The organism is Pseudomonas sp. LFM046 (genome assembly GCF_000949385.2).
Taxonomy (GTDB): Bacteria; Pseudomonadota; Gammaproteobacteria; order Pseudomonadales; family Pseudomonadaceae; genus Metapseudomonas.
Genome location: NZ_JYKO02000001.1, coordinates 2,685,762 through 2,705,563, shown reverse-complemented (window position 1 = coordinate 2,705,563; position 19,802 = coordinate 2,685,762). Strand labels below are relative to the sequence as shown.

The 19,802-nt window shown below is 58.2% G+C and carries 16 protein-coding genes and 3 pseudogenes; 12 read left to right on the top strand and 7 right to left on the bottom strand.

Annotated features, from left to right (window positions below):
• Positions 1 to 87: 87 nt before the first annotated feature.
• The 3 genes from TQ98_RS27625 to TQ98_RS12485 all read right to left on the bottom strand — a co-directional run bounded on the left by TQ98_RS27625 (position 88) and on the right by TQ98_RS12485 (position 3,410).
• Positions 88 to 711, bottom strand: coding sequence for a competence protein CoiA family protein (locus TQ98_RS27625; RefSeq protein ID WP_052659194.1), 624 nt, complete (start codon positions 709 to 711; stop codon positions 88 to 90).
• A 349-nt stretch (positions 712 to 1,060) separates the two neighbouring features.
• Positions 1,061 to 2,128, bottom strand: coding sequence for a UvrD-helicase domain-containing protein (locus tag TQ98_RS12490; RefSeq protein WP_044872480.1), 1,068 nt, complete (start codon positions 2,126 to 2,128; stop codon positions 1,061 to 1,063).
• A complete protein-coding gene (locus TQ98_RS12485) occupies positions 2,121 to 3,410 on the bottom strand; it encodes a TOPRIM nucleotidyl transferase/hydrolase domain-containing protein (protein WP_242443104.1) in 1,290 nt (429 codons plus the stop codon). The genes TQ98_RS12490 and TQ98_RS12485 overlap by 8 nt, the downstream gene beginning before the upstream one ends.
• Positions 3,411 to 3,541: 131 nt before the next feature.
• Here TQ98_RS12485 and TQ98_RS12480 point away from each other — a divergent pair.
• From TQ98_RS12480 to TQ98_RS12465, 4 genes and pseudogenes are all read left to right on the top strand, one after another.
• Positions 3,542 to 4,717, top strand: a pseudogene (locus tag TQ98_RS12480) (IS3 family transposase).
• Positions 4,718 to 4,790: 73 nt separating this feature from the next.
• Positions 4,791 to 5,202, top strand: a pseudogene (locus tag TQ98_RS12475) (DDE-type integrase/transposase/recombinase); the annotation flags it as partial.
• Positions 5,203 to 5,551: 349 nt separating this feature from the next.
• Positions 5,552 to 6,226, top strand: a complete 675-nt coding sequence (locus TQ98_RS28095; RefSeq protein ID WP_044872694.1) for a hypothetical protein — start codon at positions 5,552 to 5,554, stop codon at positions 6,224 to 6,226.
• A 330-nt stretch (positions 6,227 to 6,556) separates the two neighbouring features.
• On the top strand, positions 6,557 to 7,399 hold the full coding sequence (locus TQ98_RS12465; protein WP_044872695.1) for a DNA-binding protein: 843 nt from the start codon (positions 6,557 to 6,559) through the stop codon (positions 7,397 to 7,399).
• A 1,391-nt stretch (positions 7,400 to 8,790) separates the two neighbouring features.
• On the opposite strand, the gene TQ98_RS28305 is transcribed toward TQ98_RS12465, so the two are convergent.
• Both TQ98_RS28305 and TQ98_RS12455 read right to left on the bottom strand, forming a co-directional pair.
• The gene (locus tag TQ98_RS28305) at positions 8,791 to 9,171 is read right to left on the bottom strand and encodes a BPSL0761 family protein (protein WP_082073228.1); all 381 of its coding nucleotides are present in this window, start codon (positions 9,169 to 9,171) and stop codon (positions 8,791 to 8,793) included.
• A 43-nt stretch (positions 9,172 to 9,214) separates the two neighbouring features.
• Positions 9,215 to 9,643, bottom strand: a complete 429-nt coding sequence (locus TQ98_RS12455; protein WP_044872696.1) for a hypothetical protein — start codon at positions 9,641 to 9,643, stop codon at positions 9,215 to 9,217.
• Positions 9,644 to 9,728: 85 nt separating this feature from the next.
• On the opposite strand from TQ98_RS12455, the gene TQ98_RS12450 reads away from it, so the two are divergent.
• A complete protein-coding gene (locus TQ98_RS12450; protein ID WP_044872697.1) occupies positions 9,729 to 10,016 on the top strand; it encodes a helix-turn-helix transcriptional regulator in 288 nt (95 codons plus the stop codon).
• Positions 10,017 to 10,300: 284 nt separating this feature from the next.
• Here the strand turns inward: TQ98_RS12450 and TQ98_RS12445 are convergent, their stop codons facing one another.
• Entirely contained in the window at positions 10,301 to 10,564 is a 264-nt protein-coding gene (locus TQ98_RS12445) for a type II toxin-antitoxin system Phd/YefM family antitoxin (protein WP_044872698.1), read from the bottom strand.
• A 70-nt stretch (positions 10,565 to 10,634) separates the two neighbouring features.
• On the opposite strand from TQ98_RS12445, the gene TQ98_RS12440 reads away from it, so the two are divergent.
• The gene (locus TQ98_RS12440; RefSeq protein WP_177410169.1) at positions 10,635 to 10,838 is read left to right on the top strand and encodes a hypothetical protein; all 204 of its coding nucleotides are present in this window, start codon (positions 10,635 to 10,637) and stop codon (positions 10,836 to 10,838) included.
• Positions 10,839 to 10,898: 60 nt separating this feature from the next.
• Here TQ98_RS12440 and TQ98_RS12435 read toward each other — a convergent pair whose 3' ends face one another.
• Complete coding sequence (locus TQ98_RS12435; protein ID WP_044872699.1) at positions 10,899 to 13,583, bottom strand: AAA family ATPase; 2,685 nt, start codon at positions 13,581 to 13,583, stop codon at positions 10,899 to 10,901.
• 178 nt (positions 13,584 to 13,761) lie between these two features.
• Between TQ98_RS12435 and TQ98_RS12430 the strand changes: the two genes are divergently transcribed.
• The 6 genes and pseudogenes from TQ98_RS12430 to TQ98_RS12405 all read left to right on the top strand — a co-directional run bounded on the left by TQ98_RS12430 (position 13,762) and on the right by TQ98_RS12405 (position 19,784).
• Complete coding sequence (locus TQ98_RS12430; protein WP_082073229.1) at positions 13,762 to 14,397, top strand: TlpA disulfide reductase family protein; 636 nt, start codon at positions 13,762 to 13,764, stop codon at positions 14,395 to 14,397.
• Positions 14,387 to 15,130: a cytochrome c biogenesis protein CcdA gene (locus TQ98_RS12425; RefSeq protein ID WP_044872700.1), complete on the top strand. Its 744-nt coding sequence runs from the start codon at positions 14,387 to 14,389 to the stop codon at positions 15,128 to 15,130. The genes TQ98_RS12430 and TQ98_RS12425 overlap by 11 nt, the downstream gene beginning before the upstream one ends.
• Positions 15,131 to 15,298: 168 nt before the next feature.
• Positions 15,299 to 16,423, top strand: a complete 1,125-nt coding sequence (locus tag TQ98_RS12420) for a YncE family protein (protein ID WP_082073230.1) — start codon at positions 15,299 to 15,301, stop codon at positions 16,421 to 16,423.
• A gap of 54 nt (positions 16,424 to 16,477) precedes the next feature.
• A complete protein-coding gene (locus tag TQ98_RS12415) occupies positions 16,478 to 16,942 on the top strand; it encodes a hypothetical protein (protein WP_044872701.1) in 465 nt (154 codons plus the stop codon).
• Between the two features lie 24 nt (positions 16,943 to 16,966).
• Positions 16,967 to 17,110: pseudogene (locus tag TQ98_RS28300) on the top strand (DUF2933 domain-containing protein); the annotation flags it as partial.
• 751 nt (positions 17,111 to 17,861) lie between these two features.
• Positions 17,862 to 19,784, top strand: coding sequence for a potassium transporter Kup (locus TQ98_RS12405; RefSeq protein WP_044872702.1), 1,923 nt, complete (start codon positions 17,862 to 17,864; stop codon positions 19,782 to 19,784).
• Positions 19,785 to 19,802: the final 18 nt, after the last annotated feature.

Genomic DNA, 19,802 nt, shown 5'->3' with positions numbered 1-19,802 from the left:
CACGATCGTTGAGCGGTACATACGACTTCGGGGTGTGCAGGCGAAGCTTGCGGTCGCGAGGCAGAATTTGGAGATCGCTAGGCAAAGTCAGCAACTGACGGAAACGCGGTTCGAGACGGGGTTACTACGAACCTCGAAATGTACTTCCTCGTAGTGATGGAGTTCGTAGTGACGGATATAGGCCACGAACTTGCCATCCTCCGTGCGCCCGACACGTACACCAGGGACGGATGCACTGTTGGGGAAGTGTTCTTGGCTAAACAGCCACAGCGCCTTGATACCGGACGCGCGGTACCGTTTTTGTCGGGCATGCCTTTCGACATCGGTCTGGGTTGACCACTGCACTTCGGCGACGAAGCGTGACGTTGCGCATGTGGCCATCACATCGGCGATCCATTCCTGCCCGTCCGGCGTTTGCCCCCGAACTTTGGTGGCCACGCCCCACCCCGCCCTGGAAAGCGCCATACGCACCAGGGACTTGATGGTGATGTGCTCCTCACTTTCAGGTTTCGTCATGCATGGGCCCCGTCGCTGATGTGCGAAGAACAGCGTGCCGAGCTTGGAGGTCTTCAGGACGGCGCCGTTACCGCAGCAGGGCGTGCGTAGTTGGTGATCACGGGTGTTTTCTGCCCTGAGCTCTTCCCGTTGAGCAGCGTCGAGCCCGAATGCATGGATGCTCTGTCCATCCTGATTGAGGCAACGAACTGGCATGGTTGGGCCATCCTTGGTGCTAGGCGCCCAAGTATAAGATCAGTGGCATTGGGTCCAGTAGAAACCACGCAGGCGGTGGTACCGCAGACAGCCTGGCCATCGTCACGGGTACCTAGCCCGACTTTTCTGCGCCCCGACTGGCACGTCAGCCAACGAACCATCAAGGCGTACACGTTTGAAGGGACATGTCATGCCTCTCACCATTTGCCACTGCATCCCCGATCATTGCCAACGGGAGCTGCACAGTACAACCAGCCTCCCCGGCAACCCCAGCCTCAGCGATCTACACTCTCCTTCACGCCTCCCCTGGCGTTACAAGGAGAATGTGAGACGTTTTCGCGCTGCGTTGTCATGGCACCCATACCGGCAGTTTCGAGCTACCTGGATTGTCGATAATGATCGCCAAGCTTTGCTTTGCCCTCGTCGCAGCGACATAGAATGCTGCCGCGGGCGTCGCCTCCAAACACCCCTGCTTCTGGATAAATGCTTTGATCGGCGCTGTCGGCACGATCAACACGCGCTCAAATGTGGCTCCCTTCGAGACCTTGAAATTCATGAAGTCTAAAGTGAACTCTTTGCCCGAAGATGCGGCGTTACGCAGGCATTGGGGCTGGTACCGCTCTACGTACTGGTCGACATGCTTTGAGTGCACCAAGAACACTCCATCGTGTTCAGACGCCACGTGGTTCTCTGAGGTGGTATCCGGGAAGCCCCACGACTTATCAAAAATAGTGTCCGAGAACTTCGCGATCTCGGTCCGGCAGCGGTAGGTTGTGGTCGCGTAGTTGATGTTAAGCAGGCCATCCGCTTCGCGCTCTAGGAACCACTCGAGTGCACCTGCGTAGCCGTACTGCTTGTTTTTCTGCCCCCTCGGGTTAGTCGAGAGCACCGCCTGGCGTACGTCACCCACCATCCGAATGTCGATTCTTGACTGCAGTAGCTCATGCACGATCTCCCAGTCATAGCCACTGAGATCCTGGACTTCGTCGATCAGGATCTCGTCGTAAAGACATGCCAGCCTGCGTAGTAATGCTGGCGTCGCGGCCATCAGCTCACTCGCGAGCCGGCCGAGCTCGCAGGCATACAGATGATTGCTGCCGTCCATAAACCTGTGCCTGCCTTTCGCGTACTGCCCAGGACGGCCTTCGAAGTTGAAGCCGCCTACCCGCTCGCCTGTGAATTTGAGCGGCAAGAACGGCTTTGCGAAGTGGCGCAGCAAGAAGGTGTACCAGCCCAAGACCTCCAGGTTGTGGCGATCACCGACCTGAGAACCGAGGCGATGAATCAGCTCCTGCTGATTGGTCTGAGTGAACGTGACGATGAGCACTCGCCGATCGGTAGGCAACGCTTTGCAATAATCGACCAATCCTTGAGTTTTTCTACCACCAGCGACAGCCAGAGTCAGATGGTTAGGCATCGTGGATGAACTCCGCTGCTGCCTTCATATAGGCAGGAGGGCTGAGTTGCTCGGCTGATTCAGCGAGCCGAATTGCCCCTTCCGTTTTTTCACGAGCCATCCACGTTTCCAGCTGTGCTGCTGCAGTGATGCCGAGCATCTTTCGCAAATGAGGCTCGCCATTTGCGGTTATGAGTTGCGGCTCAAGCGTTCGGCCATCGGCGACGTCGCCGATGAACAGCGCTCGACGTTTCTCATCCAGCCATTTTTCAACTGGTTTAGATAGCTCGCCAGGCTCAACGCCGTCGTTGTCGCGCATTACAGCTACAGGCTTATTGATCGCAGCACAAAGCTCAAGGCATCGAGCCAGAGCCAGCCCTCGCATACTGATGACATCTATACCGTGGCCCATTGGGCGTTGACCGAAGCAATCCTTGTAGACGCGTTCGAAGATGATTTCGTCTGATGGGCCTTCAACCAGAACGACTTTCTTGGCAAGCACCAGACGCAAAGTGTCGTAGCCCGGTAGCCTCTGGAAATAGCTCACCGTGGTTGGATCAAGCTCCGTGATTTTAGAGGCGCTATTGCGATGTAGTAGGAGCAAAGCGTCTAGGCCAAGGCGGTTCAGTACGTAAGTGCTGTGAGTTGAAACGAAGAGTTGTTGTTCTTCCGTCTTAAGGGCTTCGATACGATCCAGCAAGGTCGTCAGGCTGGTATGCGAGAGGTGGTTCTCCGGCTCTTCGATCATCACGATCCTCGCCTTCGAGGAGTGACGCTTCATCGCGAGTGAAATCTTGATAGCAGCCTGTTGGCCTTGGCCAGCCATTGCAAATGGGAGACCGTCGACATGTGGAGTGACCACGCTTTCCCAGGACGTTCGAGATGTCTGATCCATCGCTAGGGCCATTGGCTCTTGCTGCAACGCGGCGCCAATATTGGAGAGTCGCTTATTCACCGACGCCAGCGCGCCATCAGTCATGGATGCTTTGATGGTGCGGTAATCCAGAGAGATCTGTGCTTTCTCGGATGACTCCAAGTGGTCGTTTAGGATCTGGCGAAGGTGATAGTCAACGCCGGCGGCTGATTTAACCGTCCGGGAGTCTATGGTGGCCACCGAGAGAGCCCGGGGCCGCCGAGTGAGTTCATTGTCGGCGAACGATCGCCATTCGTAGGTGTAATACTCGACGGGGAGCAGCGAGGATGGATGTTTGAGCCACTCATCTAGTTCGTCTTGGTACTCCTCGCTGGGGAAGATCGAGAGAAAGACGCCGGGACAGGCGTTGGTTGGGACGTCGGCATTCACTGCGCCGAGTAGCCCCTGCAGCTCATCTATGTCTTGCAGGTAGAGCTCAATGAGGATTTCCGGGAGGGCTGTGAAGTGGCCTAATGATTCTGGACACCCCGATAGGGCGTTAAGCTGCGCCCAAGCAAGAGGTGTTCATGAGCAGAAGATCATTCAGTCCGGAATTCAAACTCGAGGCCGCCAGCCTGGTGCTCGATCAAGGCTATTCCATACCGGCAGCCTGCAAGGCGATGGGGGTAGGCCCAACTGCCATGCGGCGCTGGGTCGAGCAATTGACCCTGGAGCGCCATGGCAAGACGCCGGAGCACAGCAAGGCCATGACGCCGGAGCAGCGGCGAATCCAGGAGCTGGAGGCCCAGGTGCGGCGGCTGGAGCGGGAGAAAGAGATCTTAAAAAAGGCTACCGCTCTCTTGATGTCAGACGCCCTCGATTAGTGCGCTTAGTCGAGTCATTGGGTGAGCACTATCCACGGGCAGAGCTTTGCCGGCTGTTCGGCATCAATCGCAGCAGTGTCTATGCCGCCGCTAAGTCAGCAGCTCGCGGTAATCAGCCGCACGCCAGGTTGCGACAGCGCTTGGTGGAGCTGCATGTCCAGAGTCGGCGTTCGGCAGGCGCCCGGACGCTCGCGGCGGCTTTGCGCCAGGAAGGCTGGGCAGTGGGTCGATTCCTGGCCGGCCGTCTGATGAAAGAGGCCCAGTTGTTCAGCTCGCAACGCCGTCGACACCGTTACCGCCCAACTGAGGGTGAGAGTGCCAAAGCGTCGAACGAACTGGACCGGCAATTCCGCACCCACGGCCCCAATCAGGTGTGGTGCGGTGACGTGACGTACATCTGGGCCGGCGGGCGCTGGATCTACTTGGCCGCGATCATGGACCTGTATGCGCGGCGGATTGTGGGTTGGGCAATGTCCGATCGTCCGGACTCGCAGCTTACCGGACGCGCTTTGCGCGTAGCCTATGAGGCTCGCGGTTGCCCCGCCGGCGTGCTGTTTCACTCCGACCAGGGCAGCCACTACAGCAGTCAGGAATTTCGACAATTGCTCTGGCGGCATCGAATCCGCCAGAGCATGAGTCGTCGCGGCAATTGCTGGGACAACGCCCCGATGGAGCGTTTCTTCCGGAGCCTCAAATCCGAATGGATACCGGCTTCGGGTTACGCCAGCCAAGCCGAAGCAGAGGCTGATGTACTGCGCTACCTGACCGACTACTACAACCACCGACGGCCACACAGCTACAACAGCTACCAGACACCGGCACAGCGCGAAGCGCTGGCTGGATAGACCTAAACCGGTGTCCAGTTTTACTTGACCACTTCACTGGCTTCTTCCCAGCTTTCCTGAGGGAAAGAAACTCTGCCACCACCTCGGTGTTGAACCAGNTGGGTTGGGCAATGTCCGATCGTCCGGACTCGCAGCTTACCGGACGCGCTTTGCGCGTAGCCTATGAGGCTCGCGGTTGCCCCGCCGGCGTGCTGTTTCACTCCGACCAGGGCAGCCACTACAGCAGTCAGGAATTTCGACAATTGCTCTGGCGGCATCGAATCCGCCAGAGCATGAGTCGTCGCGGCAATTGCTGGGACAACGCCCCGATGGAGCGTTTCTTCCGGAGCCTCAAATCCGAATGGATACCGGCTTCGGGTTACGCCAGCCAAGCCGAAGCAGAGGCTGATGTACTGCGCTACCTGACCGACTACTACAACCACCGACGGCCACACAGCTACAACAGCTACCAGACACCGGCACAGCGCGAAGCGCTGGCTGGATAGACCTAAACCGGTGTCCAGTTTTACTTGACCACTTCATTCACATGACGCACAAAGCCGCGAGCTCCGATCCTTCTGTTATCGCCCAGTTTGAAGCGGAGGCACGTCGCTTGGCCGGGCAAGTATCTGAGAATCAACACCGCTTCTTAAAGGTCGGTTTGAGCAAAGGCAAAACGCTTGAGCCGTTGGGGCGGCTCGCCGGACCGAATAACCCCTGACGCTTGGGGCCAGACGCTGCCGCAGCAGGTCGTGCCACAGCATGGGAATTACACTCCGACCGCCATCGAACCCGCAGCCCGTAGGTACCATCCTGGCAAGGTGAGGATTGATTACTTACCCAGCTGTCGCGGCATCCGCTCTCGCCAGGTTTGGGAGGTGATATGAGCCAGATCACTGAACGCGTCGGCATTCGATCTACCGTGACGGGAGACTTGAAAGCGGTATCGGCTCGACTGAGTGCCGAGAATGCTGAGCAAGTCGTTGCCATTACGGTGGACCATGCCTCAGGTGAGACATTGGCCGCGCTAGGTGCAGCCCTAGAAGCTGCCGCGCGTTTCATGACCGAAACGATGCTCAACCCTCAACAGGCTACCGTTGAGCAGCTAGTTACGCTGCTGCTGCCAAAGGTACCGATCCGACCGGGAGCACTCAAGGAGGCGCAGATGCTGGCCATGGCCAAAAAGGCCATCCTGGAAAGTGGCGACTGGCTGTCTGCGCGAGACATTGCAACTCTGGCCGGATTGACCTCGGAGAATCCAAGCTCTCGCCCCAGCCGATGGAAACGAGAAGGACGGATCTTCGCTATCCGCCACAATGGCTACGACTACTTCCCAATCTACGCCTTGTCCAAGGATTCGGGGTTTCGCCCGCATCCAGCGATGGCCGAGGTCCTGAAAATGTTCGCCGGTCAGAAGGACGGCTGGGGCCTGGCTTACTGGTTCGCCTCAGTAAACAGCTTCCTTTCCGGCAGTCGGCCTCAGGACCTGCTCATTACCGAATCGGACCGCGTCGTAGCGGCTGCAGCGGACGAGGTTGCGGGCATTGTCCACGGCTAATCGACTGCGCCCGCGAGGTCTAACGGACGCGATAGCCATTCCGGACGATTAACGTCGCAACTGCTCAGCAGTGAAACGGCCTTCATGGTGCTCTTGGGGGGGAGAGCAGGCGTTCAACAATGGGGAGAGGAGGAGGGCGTTGCTAGCAGGATCGCATCGCCTTTCAGATGTGACTTTTGTTGATAGTTCTTGGTCGCTGATTGCCAAGACACCTAACAGTTTGGCGGTTGATTGCGCGCACATTTGGTTATGCGCAATTATGTGAAGACACATAATTTGCATCGAGGACAGAGCGTGTGATGGTGTTGCCCTGAGCCTGAGGAGGTGCTGATGAAGCGCACAGTCACGCAACTGCTTAAGAAACTGACCGCTACCGATAGCGGCCGCCCTGCAGCCGCTCCGACTCTGGCAGAAGAATTGACCGATTTGATTGGATTACTGGCGGAACGGCTGAGGCAAGACGCGGAGGAGGCTGTAGCTCAGGAGCAAGAAGTCTTGGCGCTTGAGCGCCGAAACCTTCAGACCCGGGTGCATGGCGCGGAAGGTAGGGAACAGCTGCTACAGGCCCGCATTGAAAACGTAACCTCGGAACTCGACGCGGCACGCCAGGTTTTGCAGTTAGAGCATGAGCTCAGGCAACAGACCGAGACAGCCTTGGCTCGTCTTGAGGAGATCCAACTCAATCAGGCAACACTCCGTGAGGAACATGAACGTCGGATCCAGGCGCTCGAAGGGAGGAATCAGACAGAGCGCGATAGGCTCGATCATTACCTCAGGTCCTCACTGTTCCTTCAAAGCCAGGATATTCGCTACCAGGAGGGCCAAGTAAAAGACCTGCAGCGCGAGATCAGGCAACTGCGGGAAGCACTGTCAAACAAGCAGGATGATCTCACGCGCCTCAACCGTGATAACGAACGCCTGGTCTCGGAAATATATGACTTGCTAGCACAGCAACGCTTGGTTGAGGAAAGGTCAACGTCTCTTGAAATGATGCAAGCTAAGCTTGCATCGGCTCAAACTACACAGCACGAAATGGAACTCACGAACCAACGTCTGGTTGCTGAGGTGCAGCGCCTGAGCAACATTTCGCGCCACTTGAATTGCACCAGCACAGGTGCTGGGGACGCGAGTGCGCAGTGCCACGTCCAAACCCAGCAGGATCCTGAAAGCTAAATGGCTGAATAGTGGATACGCGGGAAGCCCATGGATCGGGGGAGGTCAATATTTTCACATTGGTTTCCAATAGCTCCGTAGAAGTGGAACTAAAAGTTCTCGAAATTGCGGCAGCCGATTTTTCAAGAAATGAGTTCTCTAGATTTCAGCTCTTTAGTTCGGAGCGCTAGTTCACCGGACTATGGGGACAGTGGGGACAACCAAGGCATTCGTAATTTAACATAATATAGATTATAGGAAGTCATGGTTGCGTACGGACCAGGCCCAGGGCTGCGGATTTGTCGCCGTTTTCTAAAAACTGGACTTTCGTTTTTTGAAAACTGGACCCTTAGATTTCAAAAGCTTACGGGTGATTGCGGTGCTCTTGCTCTCAGGATCGGTTGAGCCTCGTTTTTTGAAAACTGGACCGGCGCTATATCTTCTGCACAGCCCGAGTAATGGGAAATCTGGAACTTTCCGAAGATGGTACAACTGCGGTTACTCGTCTAGAGCAAAACGTCGGAAGACCAGGACACCGGTCCGCTCGAGTGTTACCAGAGCTCTGATCGAGCCATCGCAACGTTAGTCGATCCAGTTATTGCGCACAGGGCTTTGGAGTAACTCGGGCGCCACGTCAGATGGATGCAGGCCCTGCAGGTTCTCTCCACCCAGTGGTCCGTTTGCGGGCGACTCTGTTGAAAAAGCCGCCTTCCAGTGACTACACCTCGGCAGCTCAAAAAAGCACACGACTTAGGCGTAGCTACGTAAATAGGCAAGGCAGCCCACCTTCCGAACGGTCCAGATTTCAACGTCACTAATGCTCATTGGTGGCTAAAAATTGTGGTGGAGCTTTTCAAGAGAACTGGCCTGAGGTTTCCGTTCTCCATCTCCTGGGCTAACGGTTCCATTAGTCTTCGGCCCGCTCCGAAGTTTCCAAGGCGTCATCGACTTCAGCTACGCCATCCTCAGTTCTTTTATCCTGCGATAGATATTTTCTGACGGCTCGAGTTGATCTAGGGGCGATTGCCAAAACACGTAAAGCATGCTTCTATTCACGGTGTCCTATTTTCTGAATATCGTCACACTCACTTCCTTTTGGGAGTTTTGGCTTAGAAAGCTCAAATTCCTGCGTTGCAATCGCGCCCTACTTGCTCCATCTGCAATTTCGCATAACACACCTTATGTTAAATAAAGCCTTTTCTTTCAATGGGCTGCGCTATTTTTGCCTGAGCCGAGATTCGATCACTAGACATCCATCCACTCCCGCTAGCCTGTTCGTACAGCGGTAAGCTCCAGTAGGCGGAATGTTGTCGATGGTGGTCGGGATCTTTGATCAAGAGTAGAAAATCGGAGAGATACCGGAGTTCCTTCTTGTATTCCTGCAAACGCTATTAGTCGTGGTATAAGCAGCGTCACTTTCGTTTTGAAAGAACTTTCTCAATACGGAAAAATGTTCGAAGGAATTTGACAAGCCTTGACGCTTTATTCTCTGCATGTGTCTTCGACCGATCAGGCAGGAAAGTTAAATTTTTGACCCTCCAAGCGAGCTCTCTCCCCTCCCCTCGCTTACTAGGACGTGTGCGCCCAACTATGAAGGGATCGTGGCCATATCGATCACTCAAGGACTCTTCGATTCTACCGTGTAGTAGTACCTCTCCCCTGCTAGGGAAATGCCGGAGCAGTTGAGTTGCAGTGCTACGCATTTCTTCGCTCTGGTAGGTATCGAGTTCAAGCTCCTCAAGGAACCGACGCGTCTGCAAAATAGCGCGCGTCCGTTCATACGGTAGGGTCATTTGATCTCCTCCAGCGGTCCAAAAGAAGGCGCACAAGTCGGTGTTAGCCGCCACTCCTTGACCTGTAGACGACTCGCCGGTGTGACTGTGGTTGCGATGCCGCCTCCTTACGCTCAACGTACTCGCCTCCGCCGGCGAGTAGATAGGCGTAGCTTGTGCGCCGGGAGAATTCAACGGCTTCGATCGCCCCTAGTTCCTCCATCTTCCATTGTCCCGTGCCATTCATGTGCCCTGGACTGACCAATTGCACCTGCTGGATCAGCCAGCCTTGAGATTCGGACGCGGCCAGGTCCAAGAGGTCTGGAACAGTGTAGATGAGTAGTGTTGTCAAGCTCTCCCCCTCCCCGTCCCTATCCAGAGCGGTGACATGAAAGTAGGGATAGGAGGAGATGTATTCAACATAGCGCCATGAATGCGCTCCCTTCACAAGGGCGCCGACGGGTACCTCGGCGTGCTCAAAGGTGAGAAACATCTGGAATCCCCTAAAATGCACATTATAACTGGTCGCCTTATAGTGTGCATTGTCGCCTTATCGGTTCCTTTTGCAGGTACAGCAAATGGAACTGAATCTCGCTGTCGGAAAAGCTCTCAAGCGATCACGTGCGGCTGCCGGTAAAACGCAGGTCGATTTTTCTGCAATTAGCAGTCGTACCTACATGAGCGCCTTGGAGCGAGGCCTTCAATCTCCTACGCTGGAGAAGCTTGCCGAGCTGTGTGAGCTTTTGGGGACGCACCCAGTGTCTCTCTTGGCAGCCGCGTACTTGCTCAAAGATGAGATGACTGCTGATGGACTGTTACGGAGGGTCGCTGAGGAGCTAAGAGCCTTAGGATTTGAAGCCTCCTAGGACGCTCTTCGTTGTTCCTGCTACCGGGCCGCCTTAAGGGCGCGATCTACCCACCATAATGGCTGTGGCTAGATCAACGGGGCTAGCTGCCGGTGGGCACGGATTGACCCCTACGGCGATATCAGAATAGGCTTAGCGCTCGACCATAACCCCCACGCCTCGGGCGGAGTTTATTCCGTACTGCGCACCAGGGGGTTTGTTTTGCCTGAAAACTGCTGGTTGATCGACAAGTGGCCTCTCGACGGCCGACTTTTGGTCGAAAGCAACCGGTTCCGGCTTCCTTTTCAGAGGCCTGAGTTGTTAGTGCGAGGGGTTCGACTCGCCAGTTTCTGCAGGAGTTCGTCGCCGGTAAAGAGTTGGCCGCTCTCGAGGTCTTTGTCACCCTTGCTGAGCAGCTTCACCAGTGCGATGGCCTCCTGGGTTTGTTGATACTGCTCGTAGGATTGGACGACCATCGTGGAAAGGCCGTTCTGAGTGATGCAAAGCGGTTCGTCGAGATCCAGCGTTGCCGCATGCTGCTTGAGGTAGCTGATCGTTTGGATACGCATTGGCAAAGCCTCCACGAAAGCAAACCGAAAACTAAAAATAGACGGGATTTCAATCCAGGGCGCGATCGCATTGCGCGACGAGTTGCTGAGGCTTCACGCGATGGCGCTGACCATTGTCGAGGGCGTCGCCCCGGCAGTGCCCACCGAGGGGGCTTGTATCTGGGCCGAAGCGGAATCCGTGCAACTGGACCTTGAGGCGCTGGCTGCATGGGTTCGCTCAGCCCAGGCCTGCCTCACGCCCTTGGTCAATCTTGCGCCCGACCGCGAGCAGTGACCCAGCCTCGCCTTCGCACAAGCCGAGCCCCGAACAGCGTTCGGCTTGCGCTCGGGAGGACTAGCCGCCGAAAACCTTCTTGCGTTGAACCGTCCGCTCACCGCGCTGAGTCTCGTAGGCCTTACGACGTGCCGTCGCACGGTCAACCAGGTCAACGACCAAGGCGATGTCGCGGAGCAGGTCCTCACGCGGTGGCAGCGGGAGTTGACGTTCCCCGGGGGTATCGTGAGCCTCGGTCGCCTCGCAGGCCCGAGCATAGGCGGCCTGCAACGCCTCCCACTCGTCCTGAGGGTGCCCCACCACGGCACCGAACGAATCAACGCTGACGACGTCACTGAACGGCTGGACCGTGTTGTTCAGGAAAACCTCACGAATCGCTCGCTCGATCGTCCCTCTGAGGCTGGTGTAACCGGCTGAGATCTGGCGCTCAATTTCATCAGCCGGGTACTCACGAAGATCGGCGTTCAGCGCTTTTGTCCGCGCCCGCAGATCAGCCAGGCGGGTCTTGGTGTCCATCGTGGCCCAGGTCAGCCCATCGCTCACTAACCCGGGCGCTTCATCCCAACTGATCGTCTTGTAACTGGCGGGGCGATCAGCCTGCTGGAGCGCCATGGCGAGTTCGGTCAAGAACACCGCGTCGTGGGTGAACACCAGTACCTGGCGCGTGGCTGCCATCGCGACCAACCGCCGGGCAATGGCCCGACGGTAAACGTGGTCCAGTGAGGTGGAGGGGTCGTCAAACACGACCGTGGATGTATGGGGCTGTGATTCGATCTCGGCGAGGAACATGGCCAATCCCATCGCCCGTTGCTCACCTTCGGACAGCACCTTGGAGGCCTTCAGGGTAATGTCGCTGAGCCGAAGCGTGACCTTGGTCAGGCCGAGGTCTGTGCGGCCGGTCAGCTCTGGTTTCACCCGGCGCCGATAGCCCAAGGCTTTCAGTTCCGCATTCATAGCGGCTGCCAGTGCATCGGTGACATGCGTCGTGGCGAGTGCTGTCAGCTTGCGCGACACGGCCTGTGGGTTAAGGGCGGCATGGCATCGACTCAGTTTCTGGTGGGTCCGGCTGTCCTGAACAAAACGCTCCACGGCGGCGCGGTGCCCCGTAAGCAGCTGCCGCGCCTCCAGTCCCGCCCGTTCTATTGTCAATGCCTGACGTACCGCAGGATCGGCCGAAGTTCGTAAGGTGTTGGCGTCGGCTCGCAGCGCGGCGGCACTGGCAGCGAATGACTGGTCCAAGTTGGTCTCGGGCGACAGTGCCTCGACCTCGGCGGGCCAATTGCCGGACTCCAATGCCTGAGTCACCCAGGCATGCCGAGCTGCCCATGCCGACGTCGCTTGCGTTACTGCTGTATGCAGCTCGGGCAAGCGCTCCCGCACATCAGCCAGCGTCGGCTCGTCCAGCACACTGAGATCAACGGCTTTTACCCTGCCGAGAGCCTCCTGTCGCGCGTTGTACGCAGCCTGGGCTTCGGCAGTCGCGCTATCGGCGACGAAGGCCGCAAATCTACGCATGCGCTCGGCGGCATCGGCCACATAAGGTTGTTGGCAGAGCACACAGTGCGCATCGGCATTGAGGTGCGGAAATGGGTGATCAGGGTACGCTGACTGCTGTGAGAATGCCTCTGCGGCGCGGTAAAGGGATTGCCAGAGTGCATTCCCGGTCCCGTCCAGTAAGGGGACGACGGGTGCGGCCCCTTGGAAAGCTGGTGCTCCCGGCTGCACGACAGTGCCGTGAAGCCGGGCTTGCGCCAGGGTCATAGCGAAGTTGGCCGCTTTTTCGGCGTCGAGCAACTCTTTCGCACGCGTGATGGCCCGGTCGCTCACCCAGCGTTGGGCAGCCGCAGCGCGTTGCTGTGCCTGGTCCAAACGAGTGGCCAGGCGCTCCAGGGCCAGCGCCTTGGGCCCAGGATCAGTTTCTAGCAGTGTCTGCTTGAGAAACGTCAACCGCTGGGCTTCCGCGTCACTGACCGTACCCAGCTGAGCTAGAACTGTCAGGTCGGAGCTTTCTCCCAGGTTGGCAATGAAACGGCCAACCTCAGTCTCCCCCTTCAACGGCTCGAACTGCCGGGGATCCAGCGCAAGCGCGCCACGCTCGCTATTGATGCGGGCCTGGAGGTCGCGCTGTAGCGCGACCAGACGTGTCAGATGCGGCAACCCATAGGGTTGAAAGGCGGGAACGCCTTCGGCATCGATGTAGTCGTTGGCACAGGCAACGTCGTACACCGAGACAGAACTCAGGTGAGGATGTGGCGGACCATTTTGGACCCAACGTGCGGTATCTGGCTCCCCGTCCACCAGGATGGCGAAGTCTGCAGAAGGTGGCCCAGGCGCCGGATCAAACGCGTTAGGCAGAACGTCTACCCGATGCCGGGCCTTGCACGCGTTCTTCAGCACACGGGCATAGCCAGATTTGCCGGCACCATTGTGGCCGAACAAGATGGTCATGCCCTCCGGCGCCAAATCAAAGGCGCGGCCGGATGGGAAACCGTTGACTTGATCGAGGCCGGATAGCCCCGCCAGCCTCACGGTGGCGCCACTACCTGTACCCGGGACGTCGTCCGTGGTGAAAGGTCGCAACTCCGCGGGAGCCGTGCCGTCTCCTTCCTGCTCGCGAACCAACTGCAAGACGGCATCAATGTCAGCCTGAGAAAGCTCCGGTCGCGTAAAAATTCGACGCAGTGCCTCTTGCTGCCACGGTCGCAACCCACCGGCCCATCCGACAATCTCATCCAACAGTGCCATAGCAGCCTCCTTTGCCCGACACGTCGATTAAAGAGGTTCGCGACGAGGAATGGCAAGGGGCCACATAAACGGCGTGTAGGCACTGCTATAGTGCCAAGAGCAGCCTTGCTCCTAGGTGATTGCGGCCAGCCAGCGCCGATTCAGCAGTTCAAAACGACAGCTGCTCGTGAGGTGTGCCATGACCTGCGTCTTTCACCGCCCCACGCACCTGGCCTCAGGTTGCACGGGGCTGTCGTGGTATCACCGGACCTGCTGGCTGTTGCTGGGCCTTCTCCTACCTTTGGTCGCGGCACGCCTTTCGTTCGCCGCCGAGCCTGCTGCTGAATCCGGCACCCGGGCGGGGTTGGTCGTCTGGTCCGCGCCCAAGCCGATTGATGATGTGAGTTTCGTCGATGGCGAAGGAAAGCCTCGCAGCCTGGCCGACTTCCGCAGCAAGGTGGTTCTCCTCAACCTCTGGGCCACCTGGTGCGTCCCCTGCCGTCAGGAAATGCCAACCTTGGACCGCCTGCAGGCGAAGCTTGGTGGCAACGACTTCCAGGTGGTGGCGCTCTCGCTCGATCAAGGCGGCCTGCAGGTGGTACGGGACTTTTACCTGGAGATCGGTATCCAGCACCTCCCGATCTACCTTGATGAGCAGATGCGAGCCATCCAAAGCCTCGGCGCCTTTGGCTTGCCAGTCACTCTGCTGCTGGACCGCCAGGGACAGGAGATCGGCCGCAAAGCCGGTGCGGCTGAGTGGGACAGCCCGGAAGTGATTGCCTTGGTGCAGGAAGTCATGGCGTCCACGCCGAGGAATATTCCGGATGAGCCTTAGCGACATCGGCATCCTGAGCGCGTTTGCCGCGGGAATGATTTCGTTCCTGTCGCCCTGTGTACTGCCATTGGTACCAGGTTATATGTCCTTCATCGCCGGCCGCTCGGTGGACGAATTGCAGATCCTGGAAAGCCGCCGGGAGCGGCTGGCGGTGATCGGCATGAGCCTAAGCTTCGTGCTGGGCTTTTCCACCATCTTCATTGCGCTGGGGGCCAGTGCCACTGCCATTAGCCGGTGGCTGATCGCCTATCGGCAGGAAACCAACCTGGTTGGCGGCATCATCGTGATCGCCTTCGGCCTGTTCATCACTGGTCTGATCAACCCGCGTTGGCTGAATAGGGACGTGCGCTTCGTCCACCAGTTCAAGTCCAGCGGCGGACCGCTGGCCGCCTATGTGTTGGGCATGGCGTTCGCATTTGGCTGGACACCCTGTATCGGCCCCATCCTGGGCAGCATCCTGACGCTGAGCGCCGCCACCGGCCGTACTGGTGCCAGCGGGGTTGCCTTGCTGTCGATCTACTCGCTCGGCCTGGGGCTGCCATTCTTGCTGACGGCCTGGTTCACCAACCACTTCCTTGCCCATATGAAGCGCTTGCGCCGTTGGAGTCGGGTCATTCACATAGGCGCTGGCGTCATCCTGATTCTCATGGGGGCGGCCATGGTTATGGGCCAGTTGACCAACTTTGCCTGGTGGTTGCTGGAGGTGTTCCCCATCCTCGGCAGGATCGGCTAGCTAGCGGTACTCCCCTAGAAAAATTTGGCGCTTTCGATCACTCCGTATCGAGCCTGGTAGAGATCGTTGACGGTGATCAAGAAATCGCTTCGCGCTTGGCGTTTAGCTTGAGCCAAGACATAGGCCTGTCTGGCTCTGTACCCCGCCCCTCGTTAGAGCTGATCCATCATGATGAGCGCTAAGCGGTTTACCTCTCTGGCCTTGGGTTTATCCCTGGTCACCCATCTGGGGCTGGCCATGGCAAGTCCGACTGGCAACGTCTACACGGCCAATGAACGGGCTTCCTCCATCAGCCAGGTAGATCTGGCAACGGGTGAGGTGAGCACGGTCGCCTTGCCAATTGCACCGCACAACGTGCAGGTTTCACCCGACGGCAGCTTGCTGCTCGTGGTTGGGATATCCGGCCATGCCGGGCATTCGAGTGGTGAAAAGGCCGGTGGGCAGTTGCTGGTATTCAGTACCACCGCGCTGGATAGACCCCAGTTCAGCCTACCGGCAGGCGAGCACCCGGCTCATGTGGTTACCGATTCAACTGGACAGCGGGCCTTTGTGACCGATTCCGCCGCCAACCAAGTGCGCGTCTTCGACCTCAAACGGCGGATCGAGCTGCCTGGCATTCCGACTGGGCGCTACCCCCATGGGCTGCGTTTGAGCCCGGATGGCCAAACGCTCTACGTCGCCAATATGCGGAGCGACAGCGTCTCGCTGATTGACGTCGCCACGCTCAAGGAGACTGTGCAGATACCGGTCGGAAAGGGTCCGGTCCAGGTCGGCTTCGCCCCCGATGGTCGCCTTGCGTTCGTGTCGCTCAGTGCCGCGAACCAGCTTGGCCTCATCGACACAGCCGGACGCAAGGCGATCGGCAAGGTTGATGTGGGCCGCACGCCGATCCAGATGATGGCCACCGCTGACGGTCGCCAGGTCTATGTCGCGAACCAGGGCAGTGGCCAAAATCCGGACGATCGAGTCTCCATCGTCGATCCCCAAACGCGTAGCAGCATTGGCACCGTGACCACCGGAAAAGGCGCCCATGGCGTGGCTATCAGCACCGATGGCGCTTATGTGTTTGTCAGCAACATTGAAGCAGGCACCGTATCGGTCATCGATACGAACAGCCGCAAGGTCGTTGGCACCCACAAGGTCGGCGCCGGGCCGAACGGCATCAGCTTCAAGCCGTCGAGTGCCCAGTGGCTCTTTGAGATGCGGTGGGGATGGCACCAAGACAAAGTCTTGAGGCATGGATGGGGTCGATTGAACCAAGTTCATGCGACCTGCCTACGGCTCAACCGATAGCCATATTGCTGCGACCGCCACACAAAATGTTCGAGCACGGTTAAGGAGATGATGATGTCCAACGTTCGTAATGTACTGATCGGTCTTTGTTTGGCTGCTGCGTCTGTGGGGGCCATGGCGCAAAACACTGATGAACACTCGGCACATCACCCGGCCGATGCTCCAGGATCAACGACCACCGAGAAGATGTCCCCTGCCCAGCAAATGGACAAAGGGCAAATGACGGCGATGGACCAGCACATGAAGGCCATGCAAGCCATGCACGAAAAGATGGCGGCCGCGAAAACCCCGGAAGAGCGTCAGGCGCTGATGGCCGAGCACATGACGCTGATGAAGGACGGCATGACCATGATGAAGGCCATGGGGGGTGGAATGTCGGGTATGGGGGGAATGCAAGGCGGCAAAGATAGGGACGGGGATATGGCTGCCCGTCAGCAGATGATGGAAAAGCGCATGGACATGATGGAATCCATGATGCAGATGATGATGGACCGCATGCCTTCCGCACCGCCGAAGTAGCCCTTTCCATGCCGAGGAGGCGCTATGAACCCTCATTCCGATGAACACGGCTCGACACCCAGTTTCTAGCGTTCGCGCTACTCAATCGGCCTTGTAGTGATTGGTGGAATCGCCGGCTATTTCCTGCTAACCGAGCATCTCGCCCATGTGGTCGGCGCCCTACTGCCCCCGGCTTGACTAGGCTGGAATAGCTAGTTCGCTGAGCCGACCTGGCTCGAATCGATTGCTTGGAACGAGGGATGATTCCATGGCCATAAGCATCGCCTTGCGCAGACTGGCAGCTCCGATGGTACTGATCCTGCTTGGCTTTGTCGGAATCCTGACCACTGCGCCGACATCCCGCTATTCCCCCGAAAGTGCTTCATTGCTCGCTCTCAACTTGAGCACCCAGCAGCTGCTCTTCCTGGTCCTTCTGGCAATTGGATCGATTTGGAGCGGTCTAAGATTGTGGCAACTGCTCGGCCGAGAAGATGCAACTCGCAACGATCAGTCTCAGTGTGGCTTCTGTGGGCCTCGATGCTCACGGCCAATGAGAGCCTCCGGTCATCTCGACGGTGTCGGATGTGCGGCCTGAAACGGCGCTTCCCATAGGGTGCCCGACCACGAGCAGTAACCCAGGCATGGCTTCGATCAAGCCGAGCCCCAAGCCGGGCCTGCTCGGGGCACGCTAGCCGCCCAAGACTTCTCGCGTTGCGCACGACGATAGGCCAGCTCGCCGATGAACACTTGCCAGCCAATGAGCTAGGTCCCATTCAAGGGCCACTGGAGCCAGCGTAAATAGTGCCCTGGTGGCGGCTCCATCGGTCGATCTTTCACTCCTATACTCATCTCAGACAATGGGCGCCTCGCAGGCGGGCGGATTGTTGCTACGGATCGCCCGCCTTCCATTTCGCGCCAGGTGCGCAAAACGGTGCGAACGATGAGCATGGATTCCCGCCCTCAGAGCCAGCAATCGCCCAGTGACACACATCTGCAGCAATCTCGCGCAGTCCTGACGCTGGCTGCACTGGGGGTCGTCTATGGCGACATCGGCACCAGCCCCCTCTATGCGGTCAAGGAGACGTTCAATCCCGCACATGGGATTCCACTGGGTGTCGAAAACATCCTGGGCGGTATTTCTGCAATATTCTGGGCGCTCATGCTGATCGTTTCGTTCAAGTACGTGATACTCATCATGCGCGCGAACAATAAGGGCGAAGGCGGCATCATGGCGCTACTCGCACTTGCATCCTTTTCCGTCAAAAAGCTGGGGCGCCCACTGACGCCGATCCTGATCGCAGGTTTGTTCGGCGCGGCACTTTTCTATGGTGATGCGGTATTAACCCCGGCCATCTCGGTACTCTCTGCGGTTGAAGGCCTCGAAGTGGGCACTTCCGCGCTCAAGCCCTACGTCCTGCCGGTATCGGTGGGCGTGTTGATCGCGCTGTTCCTGGTCCAGCGCCACGGCACCGCCACCATAGGCGCCTTATTCGGGCCCATCACCCTAATGTGGTTCCTCGCGCTGGCCGCGGCAGGCCTTCACGGCATCCTGCAGTACCCAGGTATCCTCGGTGCGCTTAATCCTCTGCATGCCCTGGGTTTCGTTACCCTGCACGGGTTCGCCTCGTTTGCCGTCCTGGGCGCCGTGCTGCTCGCCTTCACCGGCGCCGAAGCGCTGTATGCCGACATGGGGCATTTCGGCAGTGGTCCGATTCGGCTGGCATGGTTCGGCCTAGTGTTCCCGGCATTGGCGCTCAACTACCTGGGACAGGGGGCGCTCCTCGCGGTCAATGCCGAAGCGATCAAGAACCCCTTCTACCTGCTGTATCCTTCGTGGGCACTGTTTCCGATGGTGGCACTCGCGACTGCGGCCACGGTGATCGCTTCACAGGCGACCATATCGGGTGCCTACTCGCTGACCAGGCAGGCCGTCCAGCTCGGCTACCTGCCACGCCTGAATGTGGTGCAGACCTCCGCCAAGGCGATCGGCCAAATCTACATCCCGGGTGTCAACGCCATGTTGCTCGTGGCGGTCCTGGCTGCCGTGCTCGGCTTTGGCTCCTCGTCGAACCTGGCCTCTGCATATGGGGTCGCGGTTACCGGAACCATGCTGACGACAACCCTCCTGACCTTTTTCGTGATCCGTTATGGCTGGGGCTTCAGTCTGCCGCTCAGCCTGTTCGCAACCAGCTTCTTTGTCGTCGTGGATGCGGCGTTTCTCTCCTCGAGCTTGCTGAAAGTGGCCGAGGGCGGTTGGTTCCCGCTCATAGTCGGCATGGGGATGTTCATCGTGATGCTGACCTGGCTGCGTGGGCGGCACATCCTGTTCAACCGGCTGCATGCTTCCGATGTTCAGCTGAAACTATTCTTGGACCTGCTATTTCTTCAGCCCCCACCGCGGGTCAGTGGCACAGCGGTGTTCCTCACCGCCACCCCCGACCTGGTACCGCATGCACTGACCCATAACCTCAACCACAACAAGGTGCTACACGAGCGCATCCTCTTCCTCACCGTGAGCATGAAGGAGGTCCCCTGGGTGCCATTCAACGAGCGCATCACCGTTGAGCTGCTCGGGCACGACTGTTATCGGGTCATGCTGGACTTCGGCTTCATGGATCAGCTCGATGTTCCGCAGGCGCTCGCTAACTTACCCCAGGTGTCAGACCTCGACTTCGAGATGATGGAAACGTCATTCTTTGTGAGCCGCGAGACCGTCATCCCGGCAGCGACAGTGCCCAGTGGGATGGCATTGTGGCGGGAACAGTTGTTCGCGACGATGAACAGGAATGCCGGCAGTCCGGCCGAGTATTTCAACATCCCGCCGAACCGCGTGATCGAGATCGGCACTCAAATTCAAATTTAGGCTCGGTCGTTCGTCATC

Coding starts and splice junctions, on each gene's coding strand:
- TQ98_RS27625 (WP_052659194.1), bottom strand. CDS start 711: ATGCCAGTTCGTTGCCTCAATCAGGATGGACAGAGCATCCATGCATTC.
- TQ98_RS12490 (WP_044872480.1), bottom strand. CDS start 2,128: ATGCCTAACCATCTGACTCTGGCTGTCGCTGGTGGTAGAAAAACTCAA.
- TQ98_RS28095 (WP_044872694.1), top strand. CDS start 5,552: ATGAGCCAGATCACTGAACGCGTCGGCATTCGATCTACCGTGACGGGA.
- TQ98_RS12465 (WP_044872695.1), top strand. CDS start 6,557: ATGAAGCGCACAGTCACGCAACTGCTTAAGAAACTGACCGCTACCGAT.
- TQ98_RS28305 (WP_082073228.1), bottom strand. CDS start 9,171: ATGACCCTACCGTATGAACGGACGCGCGCTATTTTGCAGACGCGTCGG.
- TQ98_RS12455 (WP_044872696.1), bottom strand. CDS start 9,643: ATGTTTCTCACCTTTGAGCACGCCGAGGTACCCGTCGGCGCCCTTGTG.
- TQ98_RS12450 (WP_044872697.1), top strand. CDS start 9,729: ATGGAACTGAATCTCGCTGTCGGAAAAGCTCTCAAGCGATCACGTGCG.
- TQ98_RS12445 (WP_044872698.1), bottom strand. CDS start 10,564: ATGCGTATCCAAACGATCAGCTACCTCAAGCAGCATGCGGCAACGCTG.
- TQ98_RS12435 (WP_044872699.1), bottom strand. CDS start 13,583: ATGGCACTGTTGGATGAGATTGTCGGATGGGCCGGTGGGTTGCGACCG.
- TQ98_RS12430 (WP_082073229.1), top strand. CDS start 13,762: ATGACCTGCGTCTTTCACCGCCCCACGCACCTGGCCTCAGGTTGCACG.
- TQ98_RS12425 (WP_044872700.1), top strand. CDS start 14,387: ATGAGCCTTAGCGACATCGGCATCCTGAGCGCGTTTGCCGCGGGAATG.
- TQ98_RS12420 (WP_082073230.1), top strand. CDS start 15,299: ATGATGAGCGCTAAGCGGTTTACCTCTCTGGCCTTGGGTTTATCCCTG.
- TQ98_RS12415 (WP_044872701.1), top strand. CDS start 16,478: ATGTCCAACGTTCGTAATGTACTGATCGGTCTTTGTTTGGCTGCTGCG.
- TQ98_RS12405 (WP_044872702.1), top strand. CDS start 17,862: ATGAGCATGGATTCCCGCCCTCAGAGCCAGCAATCGCCCAGTGACACA.